This is a genomic window from Leptotrichia hofstadii, assembly GCF_007990525.1.
In the GTDB taxonomy this organism is placed as follows: domain Bacteria; phylum Fusobacteriota; class Fusobacteriia; order Fusobacteriales; family Leptotrichiaceae; genus Leptotrichia; species Leptotrichia hofstadii.
The window spans coordinates 253,619-269,747 of record NZ_AP019823.1; the positions used below are offsets into that span (position 1 = coordinate 253,619).

A 16,129-nucleotide genomic window follows, 5' to 3' on the forward strand; every position below is an offset into this window, starting at 1 on the left:
AAATTGAAAAGGAGAGGAAATTATGAACACATTAGCAAATGAATTAAAAGAAAAAGCAAAAAAACTGAACAAGACAATCATTTTACCTGAAACAGAAGATGAAAGAGTTTTGCGGGCAACAGAAAAAATCATTAATGAAGGAATCGCAAAAATAGCGCTGGTCGGAGATGAGAAAAAGTTAAAGGAAAAAGCGGCTGAACTGGGGGTTTCGTTGGAAGGAGCGATTTTCTATAATCCTGATTCGTGTGCAACAATTGACGCTATGTCGGAACTTTTGAGAAAAAGAAGAGAGAAAAAAGGTATGACATTAGAAACTGCAAAAGCAACACTTATGTCAGATCCAAGATATTTTGCGGCAATGCTTGTACATCAAGGAAGAGTTGACGGAATGGTAGCAGGTTCGGCTTCACCAACAGCCCATGTTTTAAGAGCGGCAATTCACATAATTGGACCAAAGGAAGGACTGAAGACAGTATCGAGTTCTTTTATTATGATAACAAATACGCCTGAATTTGGAGATAACGGAACTCTTGTGTATTCTGATGGTGGGGTAATACCTAGTCCTACTGCTATGCAGCTTGCTGATATTGCTATTTCTGCAGCAGAAAAAGCTAGATTTACTGCTGGAATAAAAGAGCCTAAAGTGGCATTTCTATCATTTTCTACAAAGGGAAGTGCAGATGGAGTGTCTGTAAGCAAAGTTAGAGAAGCTATCGAAATTTTAAAAGTTAGAAATGTTGATTTTGAATTTGATGGGGAATTACAGCTGGATGCCGCGATTATTCCTGAAGTAGCTGCTGCAAAAGCGCCTGGCTCAAAAGTGGCAGGACAGGCAAATGTATTGATTTTCCCTGACTTAGATTCAGGAAATATCGGTTATAAATTAACACAGAGATTGGCTAAGGCAAAAGCATTAGGGCCTTTAATTCAAGGATTGGCACGTCCAGTTCACGATCTTTCAAGAGGATGCAGCGTGGAAGATATTGTGGAAGTCGTGGCAATTACTGCCGTTGAATCAGAAATGTAAAACATAAATAAAAATACAAATAAAAAATTTGGAGGGAAATTTATGAAAATTTTGGTAATAAATTGTGGAAGTTCATCAGCAAAATTTGAACTTATTGACATGACAAATGAGCAATCACTAGCTAAAGGAAACTGTGAAAGAATAGGAATTGCCAATCCTATTTTCAGTTATAAAAATCTGCTTACTGGCGAAAAAATTGATAAAATGGAAGTTCCGATGGAAAACCATACAGTTGCGGTAGAATTGATTCTAAAAACGCTTCAAGATGAGAAAATAGGGGTAATTTCAAGCGTGGATGAAATAGATTCAATAGGACATAGAATTGTCCACGGTGGAGAATATTATGAAAAATCTGTAATTGTAGATGACGAAGTTATGAAAAATCTTGAAGAGATAGCGCCACTTGCACCTTTACATAACCCAGCGCATATAATGGGAATAAAAGTTGTCCAAAAATTGCTTCCGGGTAAAAAGAATGTAGTTGTATTTGACACGGCTTTCCATCAAACAATGCCAGGAAAAGCATATATGTATCCATATCCTTATGAAGACTATACTGATTTGAAAGTTAGAAAATATGGATTTCATGGGACTTCTCACAGATATGTAAGTGAAGTGGCAAGAGAAATGTTAGGAAAAGAGGATTCTAAAATTATAGTTTGCCACCTTGGAAATGGAGCGAGCATTTCAGCAGTTCAGAATGGTAAAGTTGTAGATACATCAATGGGAATGACACCGCTTGCAGGAATTATGATGGGAACAAGAACTGGAGATGCAGATCCTGCCTCTGTTATTTATATAATGAGAAAAAGAGGTCTTTCTTTGGATGAAATGAATACGAGAATGAATAAGCAGTCTGGAATTTTGGGAATATTTGGAGAAAGTTCAGATTTTCGTGATTTAGATACAGCGAGAAGAGGAGGGAACGAAAGGGCTATTTTAGCTTATGAAATGTTCTGTTACAGAGTGCAGCTTTATATCGGAGCTTATGTCGCAGCGATGAACGGAATTGACGCAATCGCATTTACAGGTGGAATAGGGGAAAATTCGGTTGGAGTAAAACAGGATATTTGTGAATCGCTTTCATATTTTGGAATTGAGCTGGATGAAGAAAAAAATGCACAAAGATTACCAGGAAATGTTGAATTGTCAACAAAAGATTCAAAAGTTAAAATTTATAAGATTGAAACAGCAGAAGAACTTGTAATTGCAAGGGATACTTACAGATTAACAAAATAAAAAAAATAGCCAGACTTTATAGTTTGGCTTTAAATAATTTTTTAAACTATAAAGAAAAGAGGAAAATAATGGCAACATTAAATATAATTTATTACACAGGTACTGGAAATACTGCAGATATGGCAAAATACATTGGTGAAGGGGCAGAAAACTCTGGAGCCGCTGTAAAACTGATAAATGTGGAAGAAGCTGATGAAAGTGCAGTAAATGCTGATTTTGTAGCATTTGGATCGCCTGCTGTCGGAGCAGAAGAAATTGCACCAGAAATGGTTGAATTCTTTGAAGGGATAAAAGAACAGATTGTTGGGAAAACAGTTGGACTTTTTGGTTCTTATGACTGGGGACAAGGCGGCTGGATGGAAACTTGGCGTGAAGAAATGATAAATGAAGGATTTTCGATTGTAAATGACGGATTGACAGTTCATCTGGCTGTTGATGATGATGAGAAAATTGAAAAATGTAGAGAGTATGGAAGAGCAATTGTTGGATAATCTAAAAATATAAAATATTATAATCTTTGAATAAAAGTTTATAATAATTTTTTGTGAGTTATAAATTTGGAGGAAAAATTGGGAAATTTATTAATACAGCTTGCTATAATGGTCTTTGTTGGAACGCTTATAGGATGGTTTACAAATTATCTGGCAATAAAGCTATTATTTAGACCTTATAAGGAAGTAAACTTTCTATTTTTTAAAATACAGGGATTAATTCCTAAAAATCGAGACAGAATATCAGAAAACCTTGCTGAAACAATTGAAAAGGAGCTTATTTCAGTAGAGCATATTACAGCAAAGCTAAAAGACAGTGATGTTATTAATGATGATGTTTTAGATAAACTGCTTGATAAAGTTATAGGAGAAAAGCTTAAAAATAGTGTGTTAGAAAAAAATCCACTATTAAAGATGTTTTTAAATGATTCATTAATTGAAAAAATAAAATCATATTTTAAAAAGTCGATTTTGGAAAACAAAGAAGAAATAGTGGAAGAAATAATAAAAATCGCAGAAGACAAAATAGACTTCAAAGAAATTATGCTGGAAAAAATGAAAAATTTTTCATTAGAAGAAATGGAAAAAATTATTTTGTCTGTGTCTAAAAATGAATTGAAACATATTGAGATTATTGGTGGGGTATTAGGAGGAATAATTGCATTATTTCAGTTTTTTATAATGTTATTATTAAAACAGATATAAAATTTTTAACGTAAGGGCATCAGTCGCCATGCCCTTACAACCCGGCTTATGCAAAACTTTCTTATAAAAGAAAAATAGAACTCGCTTTTGAATAAAGATAATTTCTAATATGAATAATTTTATTTAATTTAAAATTTATTCCAAAAGCTCAAACAGCTATTTTTCTTTTAACGAAATTTTGCTTGGTAATTTTTTTAATAAAATGACCATTATAATTAAACTAAAATTATTGTGATTTCTTTGGAATAAAAGCTATGAAATATATTTATGTGTTTCTTTCGTCAGAATCTTTATAATAAATATACTTTAGAGAAGAGAGTTTCATTTTCGTAGTAATTCAGATTTATCTGAATAATAAATGTTTAGACTGCTTTTCTAAATAAAATTTAGGAATATTAAAAAAATGTTTAGAGAAGTTGGGATTAGTATGTAATATTTTCGCTAAAATCTTTAGATATTATAATTTGAAGAGATTGAAATAACTAATGTTGCGAAATAAAAGAGGATGGTAATTGCTCTCCTTTGCTTTATAAAAAGGATAAAAAAATAGAAAAAATAACTAAATTAGAGTATTTAAGAAATTAATTTATAAATAAAAAAATTAGATAAAGAAATAAAGAAAAATATTGAGGAGAAGGAATGAATGAGGAAAGAATATTGGAACCTAAGGAATTAGGGGAGGACAATATTCAAAGAAGTTTACGGCCAAAAACTTTTAAGGAATATATTGGCCAGCAAGATTTAAAAGAAAAAATGAATATATTTATAAAAGCTGCTAAAATGAGAAATGAATCGCTTGATCATATTTTATTGTATGGGCCTCCAGGACTTGGGAAAACTACGCTTGCAGGAGTTATTGCCACAGAAATGGGAGTGAACTTGAAGATAACAACAGGGCCTGTGCTGGAGAAAGCGGGAGATTTAGCGGCTATTTTGACTTCTTTGGAGGAAAATGATATTTTGTTTATTGATGAGATTCATAGATTGAATACATCGGTAGAGGAAATTTTGTATCCTGCGATGGAAGATGGGGAACTGGATATTCTTATTGGAAAAGGGCCGTCTGCAAGAAGTATACGTGTAGAATTACCACAATTTACATTAATTGGAGCAACTACGAGAGCAGGACAGTTAAGTACGCCGCTTCGTGACAGATTTGGAGTTACTCATAGGATGGAATATTACCAATTGGAAGACTTGAAGGAAATTATACGAAGAGGGGCAAATATTCTGAATATTTCCTATGATGAAGACGGAATTACAGAAATTGCCAAAAGAAGCCGAGGAACTCCTAGAATAGCGAACAGGCTTTTAAAAAGAGCAAGGGATTTTGCATTGGTGGAAGGTTCGGGTGTTTTGGAAAAAGAAAGCGTTGATGGGATTTTGAGGCTTTTGGGAGTAGATGATAACGGACTTGATGAATTAGATAGAAATATTTTGCTTTCAATTATAAATGTGTACAACGGAGGACCTGTTGGAATTGAGACATTGTCACTTTTACTTGGGGAAGACAGACGAACAATTGAAGAAGTTTATGAGCCATATTTAGTAAAAATAGGGTTTATAAAAAGGACTCCACGTGGAAGAGTTGTAACCGAATTTGGATATAAGCATTTAGGAATTGAAAAAATATTTAGTGAAAAAGAATAAAATATGATAATATTATTTTGAAACAAGACTTAAAAATTATGATTAATTTTGCACGCTCTATTCTTTGAAATTTTTATGCAGATAGGGCTAAAATACGATAAAAAGTAAAAAAATGAGGTGAAAAACTGTTGTTGACAGTAATAGCGGAAAAAGAAAATATTGATGAAAATAATGGAAAGATTCTGATAAATGATAAGTCAGACTGTAATCATATTCAAAATGTATATCGACTTAATGCAGGAAATGAATTAAGAATAATAGATGGAGAATATGAATATCTTACTGAAATTATTCAAATTTCAAAAAAGGAAGTTTTTGTAAAAATATTAGAAAAAAAAGAAGACAGCTATTCTTTAAATGTAAACATTGATGTTGCAATGGGAATTTTAAAAAATGATAAAATGAATCTGGCAATACAGAAACTGACGGAAATCGGTGTAAATAGGATAATTCCTTTAAAGACTGAACGGGTTGTTGTAAAGATTAATGAAAAAAAAGAAAAATGGGATGTAGTTGTAAGGGAAACACTAAAACAGTGCAGAGGAATAAAATTTACTGAAATTACGCCTGTGAAAAAACTTGCAGAAATTGACTATTCTAAATATGATAAAATAATCTTTGCTTATGAAAATAGCGGTGAATCAAAATCCTTGTCAGAAATAATAGAAAAAGGAGATAAGGACATTTTATATATAATTGGTCCCGAAGGCGGAATCACACAAGAGGAAGTTGATTTTTTAAAAAATAACAAGGCAATGGAAATTAGCCTAGGAAAACGTATTTTAAGGGCGGAAACTGCGGCAATTGTGGTGTGTGGCATTATTGCCAATTTTTATATATAATTTTTTATTTTCATAAAATGTAAGAAATAAATTGAAAATTAGTCAAATATATAATATAATATACCTTAGTAGTGGTATCGTAATAATTTTTTTGTAAAATTTTGATAAATAAAAAATTTTAAAATAAAAAATTGAAATAGATTTAATAAATAAAAATAATATAAAAAAGAAAGGAAATTTAGAGAATGAGTGAAGTGAATAATAATTATGAAAAAGAAGTTCAAGAGATAATTAATATTATGGAAGATAAGAAAGCACAGGATATAAAGGTATATGATATGAGAGGGAAATCTCCGTTTTTTGATTATTCAATTTTATGTACCGGGAGTTCTTCCAGAAATATTGAAGCAATAGCGACTGATATAAAGAAAAGCCTTGAGAATGTGAAAAGTGTGGAAGGGCTTGATGAGGCAAATTGGGTTTTAATTGATGCTGGGGATTTGATTATTAGCGTGTTTAGTAAGGATGCTAGGGAATATTACAGATTAGACGATTTTTATAATGGTGTAAATGAAGAAAATAGTGAAATTGATGAAAATGATGGGGAATAGAGTCTGTTTTACTGAAATAATATATTTTAGGGTATTTAATTGAGGGAAAAATGCAATAAGATATGAAGAGGAAAATTATGAGAGAATTAGATAAAGAAGAAAAAAGTGTACGGTTTGTTGCCTTTCTTATTCTTGTGGGAATAATCTTTTTGATAATGGTGGCACAGCTGTTTTCATTGCAGATATTAAATGCTTCGCAGTATGCAGAACAAGCATTGCAGAATAGAATTAGAACAAATGTAATAAAAGCAACACGTGGAGAAATTTACGACAGGGAAGGGAAGCTTCTTGCCAAAAATACTACAGGTTACCAGCTGATACATTCGCATACTCAAATGCTGGAGCCAAAAGATCTGGCGCTTTTAAATGAAGTAAAGAATATGAAAACAGTACAAGAAATTGATGCTAGACTTTCCAGCGAGCGTCCTGCAGTTGCTAAACGTATTAGGGAGACAATATTTGATATAAACAAGATAAGCCAGCTAACAGCTTATCCGGTAGACTATCTAATAGACAGATTTTTTAAGCAGCCGAGAATGGGAACGGATAAAAAGATACTTGTTATTGAAGATTTAGATAAGCAAGTGGCATTAAGGGCAATTGAGAAAATTGACAATGACAGAATTGACATTGTTGAATACAACAAGAGATACTATCCGGAAGACTCGCTTGCTTCACATGTTATTGGATACGTAAAGCCGATTAGCGAAAAGGAATACGAGCAGCTGAAAAAAGATGGCTACAGAAACAGTGACCTGATTGGTAAAAAAGGTGTGGAACGTTCTTATGACAAGGAAATGAAAGGGCAGGACGGAAAGGAAAATGTAGAAGTCGATGCCAAAGGAAATGTTATAAGACAGATGGAAACAACGGAAAGTATTGCGGGGAAAAATGTCTATCTTTCTATTGATATGGAATTGCAAAAATATATGACAGAAGCTTTTGAAGGAAAGAGCGGGGCATTTATCGCAATGGAGGCGAAAACTGGAAAAATTATTGCATTTGTAAGTAATCCGGAAATCAGCCTAAATCTTTTAAGTTCAAGAATACCTGACAACCAATGGAACGAACTTGTAAATTCAAAAGCAAAGCCTCTTGTAAATAAAGGTATTGCAGGGCTTTATCCACCAGGATCAACTTTCAAGGCGATTACTGGGATGGGAATACTGGAATCTGGAATTTCCCCAAATGCGACTGTAACTTCGACAGGGCAGTACAGATATGGAAATCTTATCTTCAGGGATTCACATAAATCAGGAAATGGAGTTACGAATTTTGCAAAATCTATCGAACAGTCTGTAAATACTTATTATTATGTATTTTCTCAAAAAGCTGGAATAAAGAATATAGTAAAATATGCAAAGGAATTTGGAATAGGGTCTAAAACAGGAATTGATATTCCTGGAGAAATGACTGGTACTTTGCCAAGTCCTGAATGGAAGAAAAATAGATTTAAGAAAAAACAGGATCAGAAATGGCTTCCGGGAGATTTGATAAATATGTCAATTGGGCAAGGATATGTTCTAGTTACGCCAATACAGATGGCTTCGGCATATCAGGCAATCGCAAACAATGGAATTCAGCTAAAACCTACACTTGTTGACAGATTTGTAAGCTATACTGGAAAAGTTGAAAATAATACGCCAAAAGTTCAAAGAAAACTGAATGTAAGCGCAAAAAATCTAAAACTATTACAAAATGCACTAAAACTGCCTGTAAGTGGTTATGGAGGGACTGCAAAGCTGTTAAAAATTGAAGGATATCCAGTTTCTGCAAAAACAGGAACAGCACAGAATACAGGATTTAAGGATCACCACTCGTGGATAGCGGGATATTTTCCATCAGATAACCCTCAAATTGTATTTGTATCCATTGTAGAAGGTGGAGGATATGGAGGAGTAGCCTCTGGAAACATGGCTCTTAAATTTATATTGAAATATAGGGAGAAATACGTTATTAAAAAAGCTCAAGCGGAAATGCAGAAAAAGAAAGAGGAAGAAGAAAAGAAAAAACAGCAAGAAAATAATAAAAATGTGGCAAAACGATAAAAAATAAGGAGGTGTTTACTAAATGTCAGAAAAAGAAAAAGCTGAGTTCGGAAACCAAACTTTTAAAAGAAACTTTTCTAAAAAAGAAGACATTAATAAAATAAAATCTGGAATGAAAAGATTTAGAAGAAAAAGTACGAACAGAAGACATTTAGATGAAAAAAATGAAATACGTTATATTCCAAGAGTAAATGACAGGAATAGGCATATAGACAAGGAAGTGGATGGGAAAGAAGAAAAGATGTATGTAATCCCGCTTGGAGGCATTGAGGAAGTTGGGAAAAATATGACAGCTTTTCAATACAAGGATGAAATTATTGTAGTGGATGCAGGGCTAACTTTCCCTGAGGACGAGCATTTAGGGATAGATGTTATCATTCCAGACTTTTCATATCTGGAATCAAACAGACATAAAATAAAAGGCTTGCTTTTGACTCATGGACATGAAGATCACATAGGGGCAATTCCTTATTTTTACCAAAAATTAGGTACAGAAAATATTCCGATGTATGGTGGAAGATTGACACTTGCACTTGCAAAGGCAAAATTTGAGAAAAAAGATGCAAAACTTCCAAAAGAAAAAGTAATTAGCGGCAGAACAATCTTAAAAGTATCAAAATACTTTACAGTGGAATTTATAAGTGTGACACACAGTATTGCAGACTGTTATGCGATTTGTATAAAAACTCCTGCAGCGACAATTTTGCATTCTGGAGATTTTAAAGTAGATTTAACGCCAGTTGATGGAGAAGGATTTGATTTTGGAAGATTGGCTCAATTAGGTGAGGAAGGTGTCGATTTACTGCTTTCAGACAGTACAAATGCACAAGTTCCTGGATTTACGCCATCAGAAAGAACAGTTGGAGAAAGTCTAAAAGATGAGTTTGTAAAGGCTAATGGGAGAATTATTTTGGCCGCATTTGCTTCGCATGTGCATAGATTACAGCAAATTGTAAATATTGCAGAAAAAAATGGAAGAAAAATCGCAATTGATGGAAGAAGCATGGTAAAAATATTTGAAATCTGTTCAAATCTTGGGTATTTGAAAATACCAAAAGATATAATGATTGATATTGATAAAGTTGAAACGTACCCAGCTGATAAAGTGCTTATTTTGTGTACAGGAACACAAGGGGAACCGCTTGCGGCGCTTTCAAGAATAGCTAATGGAACGCACAAGTATATTTCATTAAGGGAAGGGGATACAGTTGTAATTTCAGCAACACCTATTCCAGGAAATGAAAAGGCTGCGACTAAAAATATAAATCAGCTTATGAAACGTGAAGCAAGCGTTGTATTTGAAAAAGGAATCGGGATACACGTATCAGGGCATGGTTGCCAGGAAGAGCAGAAGTTAATGATAAATCTTGTAAAACCTAAGTTCTTTTTGCCAGTGCATGGTGAATATGCGATGATAAAAAAACACAAGGAACTGGCAATGGCTGTTGGAGTACCTGAAAAAAATGTTATTTTGTCAGAAAATGGCGCAAAGCTGGAATTATCTAAGAGCCAATTCAGACACGTTGGAAAAGTGCCTAGCGGAGCGACATTTATTGATGGATTTGGAATCGGAGATATTGGGAATGCCGTGTTGAAAGATAGACAAAATTTGGCAGATGATGGAATAGTAATTATTTCAATTTCTCAATATAGAAACGGGAAGTTTAATAAGCAGGTTGAGCTTGTAACACGTGGCTTTGTATATAATAAAGATGCGGAAAGCCTATTGTCGGAAACAAAAGAGCTGATTAAGATGGAACTTAGCAGCATGGAAAATGAAGGAATAAAAGAGATTGGTAAGATTAAACAGAGAATAAGAGCAAAAATAGGAGAGTTCCTAAATAAGGAAACAGACAGAGAGCCTATTATTTTACCAATTATAATGGAGGTTTAGAATGATACAGCTTTCAAGTAAAGAGAGAGCTTTTTTAAAGAAATTGGCACACAATCTGGATCCGATTGTAAGAATTGGAAAGGATGGAATTGATGAAAATGTACTAAAATCAATTTCTGAAGTTGTGAAAAAAAGAGAATTGATAAAGGTAAAAATCTTGCAAAATTCATCAGTTGAATTTGACAGGGAAATGGCAACTGAAATTGCTCAAAAAACAAAATCAGTATTTGTAGATAAAATAGGAAGTGTGTTAATATTTTTCAAGCCTAAAACTACAAAGGATGCAAAAATTACGCCTGAATTTAATGAATTTAGAAAAAGTAAAAAAAATAAAAAGTAAATTTTTTAAGGAAAATAGAGAGGAAAAAGTAAATGAGTGGAGGAATACTGTTTGGAAATAGACTTCTTGATGTTGCGGCGATTTCATGCTTTTCAGCACAGTTTTACAAAGTTTTTTTTCCTGTATTCAAGGGACAGAAACCCCAGTGGGCAAGACTTATCCAGACAGGTGGAATGCCAAGTTCCCACGCCTCAACGGTTGTTTCCCTTGTGACGGGCGTATCTTTGCTGAAGGGGCTTAGTTCCATTGAATTTGCAATTTCCATGGTATTTGCAGGAATTGTCCTATATGATGCGACAGGAGTACGTCAGCAGGCTGGAAAACATGCAAAAGCCTTGAATACGCTTATAGAGGCAATTGAGCATCACGAAGGAATAGAAATAATTAATGAAAAATTTAAGGAGCTGCTGGGACATACGCCGGTGGAAGTGTTTTGGGGAAGTGTGCTGGGAGTTGCCGTAGGACTTTTATTTAAGGGCTATATATTGGGATAAATATTTTAATGTAGAGATCACAGTTATTAAGTTAGCTGTGATTTTTTATCAGTTTTAAAGGATTTTGGTTAAAAAGACTAATAAAAATACAAAAAATATGATAAAATATATTGTATATTCAAATTCTTTTGAAATTATGCGTGAATGCTTTCAAAATGGAATTGATGAAAACTGAAAAAAACAATGAAAGTTGAGTTTGAAAAATTCTGCTATATAGCATCTAGTTTAAAATGGGATTGGAAGGTTAAGCTGTATCTATAGCCAATCCATTGCTTTTCACATATTTTTATTTCAATTTTTAAGTGGAGTTACTATAAATTGTAAAAAAATTTGGATTGATAATTTTAAAAGGGAAAAAATAAATAAAAAGACGGAGGAAAATATGAAACACACAGTAGCGATTGTTGGTAGACCTAATGTGGGAAAATCAACGTTATTTAATAAGCTGGTAGGGGACAGGCTGTCTATCGTAAAGGATGAGCCGGGAGTTACAAGAGATAGGCTTTACCGTGAGATGGAGTGGAGCGGAAAAGAATTTATTTTAGTTGACACGGGAGGGCTTGAACCACGAACAGAGGACTTTATGATGGGGAAAATTAAGCAGCAGGCACAAGTTGCAATTGACGAGGCGGACGTAATTATATTTCTGGTGGACGGAAAAGCTGGGATTACTGGGCTTGACGAGGATGTGGCAACAGTGCTTAGAAGACAGGATAAAAAGGTTGTTGTGGCTGTAAACAAGATTGACAATTATATGCGTGACCAGGAAAATATTTTTGAATTTTATGGACTGGGATTTGAAGAAGTTATTGGAATTTCTGGAGAGCATAAGACGAATCTTGGGGATTTGCTGGATGCTGTAATTAACAAATTTGAAGATAAAAAGATAAAACAAACTGAAAACGGAATTAATATTGCAATTCTTGGAAGACCAAATGCAGGAAAATCTTCACTTGTAAATAAGCTTTTGAATGAGGAACGTTCAATTGTAAGTGATATTGCAGGAACAACTAGGGATACAATTGATTCAAGCTTAAAATACAATGGAGAAACTTATACGTTAATTGATACAGCAGGAATCCGTAGAAAATCGAAAGTGGATGACGATATTGAATATTATAGCGTACTGCGTGCCATAAAGGCAATAAAAAGGGCAGATGTGTGTGTGTTAATGCTGGATGCGACAGAGCTTTTGACAGATCAGGATAAAAGGATTGCTGGAATGATTTATGAGGAAAGAAAGCCAATTATTATTGCAGTAAATAAATGGGATTTAATTGAAAAAAATAATAACAGCGTGAAGGAATTTACAGAATTGGTAAAAGCTGACTTGGCATTTTTAGATTATGCTCCGATTGTTACGATTTCTGCATTGACTGGAAAAAGAACGCTGAATATACTGGAACAGGCTAAATTTATTAACGAGGAATATCATAAAAAGATAACGACAGGGCTTCTGAATCAAATTTTGGCAGAAATGATAGCGCAAAATCCAGTTCCTACCAGAAAAGGAAGAGCAGTAAAAATAAATTATGCAACACAAGTAAGCCAAGCGCCGCCAAAATTTGCATTTTTTGCGAATAATCCAGAATTAATACATTTCTCGTACCAAAGATATATTGAAAATAAGTTAAGGGAATATTTTGGATTTGAAGGATGCCCAATTGACATTGTGTTTAACAAGAAAAGTGAAAAATCGTTTGGATAGGCTTTAATAGGCAGAAAGGAAGAATAAATGAAGTTTTATGACGAAGAGAAGCTATTAAAAATTCGAAATGTTCTGATTGTGGCAGTTTTGGCGCTTTTAACGATATTGCTGTTTTTTAAAGTTTATGATAATTTTGCAAAACAGTTGAGGCTTGTAACAAGTACAATATTTCCGTTTATTTTGTCATTTGTAATTGTGTACTGTCTTATGCCGTTTATCGATATGATAAGTGAAAAGAATGAGGACAGCGCTTTTATGAACGGCAGTAGGCTGAATGCACTGGAAAAAGTGGAAAAAATGGATATAAGCAATAAAGAAAAAATAAAAAAGATGAAAGTATTTAATGAAATTTCACATAAGGATAAAAAGAAAAAAATTCGTCTAAACCGTACATTTGCGATTTTACTTGTTTTATCAATATTTTTTGTAATTTTTCTTTATATAATTTTGACAATTGTGCCAATAATTACAAGACAAGTATCAAGTCTGACAAATTTTCTATTAAAAAATCAGGAAAAACTTCAAAATAACTTTTTTGGTTTTCTTGAAAGCAATAGTATTGACTTGCGAAGCTCGCTTATGAACTCCAAGGATGTAATCGTTTCTAATGCGATAACTGTTGTAAGTTCAAGCTTTTCGTTGATAAGCAGTACATTCAGCTTGCTGTTTATGACGCCTATTTTTACGATAATGCTGATTTTCAGCTATGATAACATTGAAAATGGGGTAAAACGGATTTTACGCAATATGGACAGGGAAGATATAATAGTGCTTGTAAAGCACATGGATGAAACAATTGGAAAATATATCCTTGTAACGGCACTTGACAGTATGATAGTTGGAATTGTATCATTTGTGATATTTTACTTCCTGAAAATGGATTATAGCATGCTTTTTTCGATAATCGTAGGATTTGGGAATGTGATTCCGTTTATTGGACCTTTTATTGGGCTGATTCCTGCTATACTGTATGCTTTTACAAAATCTTTCAAGCTTGTAATCCTGATAGTAGTACTGATTACAATTGTTCAGACAATAGAAGCAAATATTGTAAAACCGTGGCTGACAGGAAAATCTGTAGAAATGCATCCGATTACTACACTTCTGGTAGTTCTTGTTGGAGGAGCATTATTTGGTATTGGCGGGGCATTTGTCGCTATTCCTGTGTATATTGTCATCAAGCTGACATGGCTGTTCTGCTGGAAAAAATATATGGAAAAAAATGAATAAAAAAATGAAAATAAGGAAGTGAACAAGTTTATGATGAATAACGGAAAAATGGAGATTCAAAAATGTATTTATTTTACGATTTCAAAAATGTTTAGAATGATTAATAAAATGGCGGAGGAGTCATTTGAAAAGCTGGATATTTATCCAACGCACGGCTTTCTTATGATTATACTAAAAGAAGAAGAAAATGGACTTACAGTAAATCAGATATCAGAAACACTTGCCATAGCTCCTTCGACAGTCACAAGATTTGTTGACAAGCTAATCTCAAAGGGATATGTGGAAAGACAGAAGGCTGGTAAGAACTCATTTACAAAAATAACAGAGGAAGGGCTTAAAATAATGCCTGATATTTATAAGGCGTGGAATGGAATTTCTGAAAAAGTTGAAGAAGTCGTGGGAAATGAGGAGTATCTCAGAAAAGCGGGAGAAGATTTGAGAGAATTTGCGGATAAAATAGGAAAAGATAAAAAATATGATCAGGTTTGTGAAGATTTTGACTTTTGGATCATTTAAAAATAAAAAATAAAAAATAATTTTATATAAACAGAAAGTTAGGCGATTCTGATGTTAGTAAAACGAAAGAAAATTTCCCCTTATACCATAATCTTAGTATCATTTATAATAATTATATTAATAGGCGGCTTTTTGCTTTCTTTGCCAATTGCAATAGAAAATGGACAAAAAACAAATTTACTTGAGGGTATGTTTACAGCAACGTCAGCTGTCTGTGTAACGGGACTTACAGTAAATGATGTGAGCAAAGTCTATAATTTATTTGGAAAAACAGTTATTATGGTATTAATTCAGCTTGGTGGAATTGGAATTATCACATTCTCAACAGTAGTTGTAACAATGATTTCAAAAAAAGTTGGATATTTTACTAAAAAATTGATACAGGAAGATATAAACACAAATACAACATTTGAAATACAAAAATTTGTAAAAAAAGTTTTGACTACGGTTTTTATAATAGAAATTATCGGGGCTGCAATATTATTTTTAAAATTTATAAAAATATTTGATTATAAGACAGCGGCTTATTATGCTATATTTCATTCTATTTCCGCATTTTGTAATGCCGGGTTTGCATTATTTTCAAATAATTTAAGTGATTTTAAAAACAGTATAATAATAAACACTGTAATTCCTGTCTTAATTTTTTTAGGTGGAATAGGTTTTGCAGCAATTCTTAATATTTATCAATATTTTCTAAAAAAAGATAAAAGGCTTACTACTACTACAAGAATAGCTATAAAAATGTCAATTTTTCTAATAATATTTGGGACAATTATAACATTTATCCTAGAATATTCAAACAATAAAACATTAGGAACATTGCCATTTTTTGAAAAGATAGGAGCCGCCTTTTTTCAAAGTGTAACAACAAGAACGGCTGGATTTAATACAATTTCCATAGCTGAACTGCGGGAACCTACAGTTTTTCTGTTTGTAGTATTAATGTTTATCGGAGCCTCACCTGGCTCAACAGGTGGTGGAATAAAAACTACTACAGCCGGATTGATATTTTTTGGAATAGTTACAACTATAAAAAATAAGGAACATCTGGAATACAACAAGAGAAGAATCAGCTGGAAAATATATAATAAAGCTATGGTTATTGTTTTTATATCAATTATGTATGTTGCTGTAGTATTATTTTTATTAATTTGGCTGGAGGATATAAGAGTTATAGAATTAGGATTTGAACTGGTATCTGCTTTTGGAACGGTGGGATTATCACGGGATTTAACGCCGCAATTATCGAGCATTTCTAAACTGTTAATTATGATTACGATGTTTGTTGGACGAGTCGGGCCACTAACAATAACATTGGCCTTGTCCAGAATGAAAAATCCAAAAGGAAGATATGTTTATCCAAAGGAAGACATTTTGATAGGATAAGGAAG

15 protein-coding genes are annotated in these 16,129 nt (G+C 33.1%); all 15 read left to right on the forward strand.

Annotated elements, in window-relative coordinates:
- Nucleotides 1–22: 22 nt before the first annotated feature.
- The 15 genes from pta to FVE77_RS01235 all read left to right on the forward strand — a co-directional run bounded on the left by pta (nt 23) and on the right by FVE77_RS01235 (nt 16,124).
- Nucleotides 23–1,027 carry a phosphate acetyltransferase gene (gene pta / locus FVE77_RS01165; protein WP_026745179.1) on the forward strand — a complete coding sequence of 335 codons (1,005 nt, stop codon included), beginning with the start codon at nt 23–25 and terminating at the stop codon, nt 1,025–1,027.
- Between the two features lie 42 nt (nt 1,028–1,069).
- Entirely contained in the window at nt 1,070–2,266 is a 1,197-nt protein-coding gene (locus tag FVE77_RS01170; RefSeq protein ID WP_026745180.1) for an acetate/propionate family kinase, read from the forward strand.
- Nucleotides 2,267–2,334: 68 nt separating this feature from the next.
- Entirely contained in the window at nt 2,335–2,757 is a 423-nt protein-coding gene (locus FVE77_RS01175; RefSeq protein ID WP_026745181.1) for a flavodoxin, read from the forward strand.
- A 78-nt stretch (nt 2,758–2,835) separates the two neighbouring features.
- Nucleotides 2,836–3,462 carry a DUF445 domain-containing protein gene (locus FVE77_RS01180; protein WP_026745182.1) on the forward strand — a complete coding sequence of 209 codons (627 nt, stop codon included), beginning with the start codon at nt 2,836–2,838 and terminating at the stop codon, nt 3,460–3,462.
- 639 nt (nt 3,463–4,101) lie between these two features.
- Nucleotides 4,102–5,112 carry a Holliday junction branch migration DNA helicase RuvB gene (gene ruvB, locus FVE77_RS01185; protein WP_026745183.1) on the forward strand — a complete coding sequence of 337 codons (1,011 nt, stop codon included), beginning with the start codon at nt 4,102–4,104 and terminating at the stop codon, nt 5,110–5,112.
- A gap of 128 nt (nt 5,113–5,240) precedes the next feature.
- A complete protein-coding gene (locus FVE77_RS01190) occupies nt 5,241–5,954 on the forward strand; it encodes an RsmE family RNA methyltransferase (RefSeq protein ID WP_026745184.1) in 714 nt (237 codons plus the stop codon).
- Nucleotides 5,955–6,139: 185 nt separating this feature from the next.
- A complete protein-coding gene (rsfS, locus tag FVE77_RS01195; RefSeq protein ID WP_026745185.1) occupies nt 6,140–6,505 on the forward strand; it encodes a ribosome silencing factor in 366 nt (121 codons plus the stop codon).
- Between the two features lie 77 nt (nt 6,506–6,582).
- A complete protein-coding gene (mrdA, locus tag FVE77_RS01200) occupies nt 6,583–8,553 on the forward strand; it encodes a penicillin-binding protein 2 (RefSeq protein ID WP_026745186.1) in 1,971 nt (656 codons plus the stop codon).
- Between the two features lie 22 nt (nt 8,554–8,575).
- Complete coding sequence (locus FVE77_RS01205) at nt 8,576–10,447, forward strand: ribonuclease J (RefSeq protein WP_026745187.1); 1,872 nt, start codon at nt 8,576–8,578, stop codon at nt 10,445–10,447.
- A 1-nt stretch (nt 10,448) separates the two neighbouring features.
- Nucleotides 10,449–10,787: a ribosome assembly RNA-binding protein YhbY gene (gene yhbY, locus FVE77_RS01210; RefSeq protein ID WP_026745188.1), complete on the forward strand. Its 339-nt coding sequence runs from the start codon at nt 10,449–10,451 to the stop codon at nt 10,785–10,787.
- Between the two features lie 32 nt (nt 10,788–10,819).
- A complete protein-coding gene (locus FVE77_RS01215; RefSeq protein ID WP_026745189.1) occupies nt 10,820–11,281 on the forward strand; it encodes a divergent PAP2 family protein in 462 nt (153 codons plus the stop codon).
- Between the two features lie 382 nt (nt 11,282–11,663).
- Complete coding sequence (der, locus tag FVE77_RS01220; protein WP_006805668.1) at nt 11,664–12,989, forward strand: ribosome biogenesis GTPase Der; 1,326 nt, start codon at nt 11,664–11,666, stop codon at nt 12,987–12,989.
- A 27-nt stretch (nt 12,990–13,016) separates the two neighbouring features.
- The gene (locus FVE77_RS01225; protein ID WP_026745190.1) at nt 13,017–14,219 is read left to right on the forward strand and encodes an AI-2E family transporter; all 1,203 of its coding nucleotides are present in this window, start codon (nt 13,017–13,019) and stop codon (nt 14,217–14,219) included.
- Nucleotides 14,220–14,249: 30 nt separating this feature from the next.
- A complete protein-coding gene (locus FVE77_RS01230) occupies nt 14,250–14,735 on the forward strand; it encodes a MarR family winged helix-turn-helix transcriptional regulator (protein ID WP_026745191.1) in 486 nt (161 codons plus the stop codon).
- Nucleotides 14,736–14,786: 51 nt separating this feature from the next.
- Nucleotides 14,787–16,124 (forward strand): TrkH family potassium uptake protein, encoded by a 1,338-nt coding sequence (locus FVE77_RS01235; RefSeq protein ID WP_006805672.1) that lies wholly within the window; start codon nt 14,787–14,789, stop codon nt 16,122–16,124.
- Nucleotides 16,125–16,129: the final 5 nt, after the last annotated feature.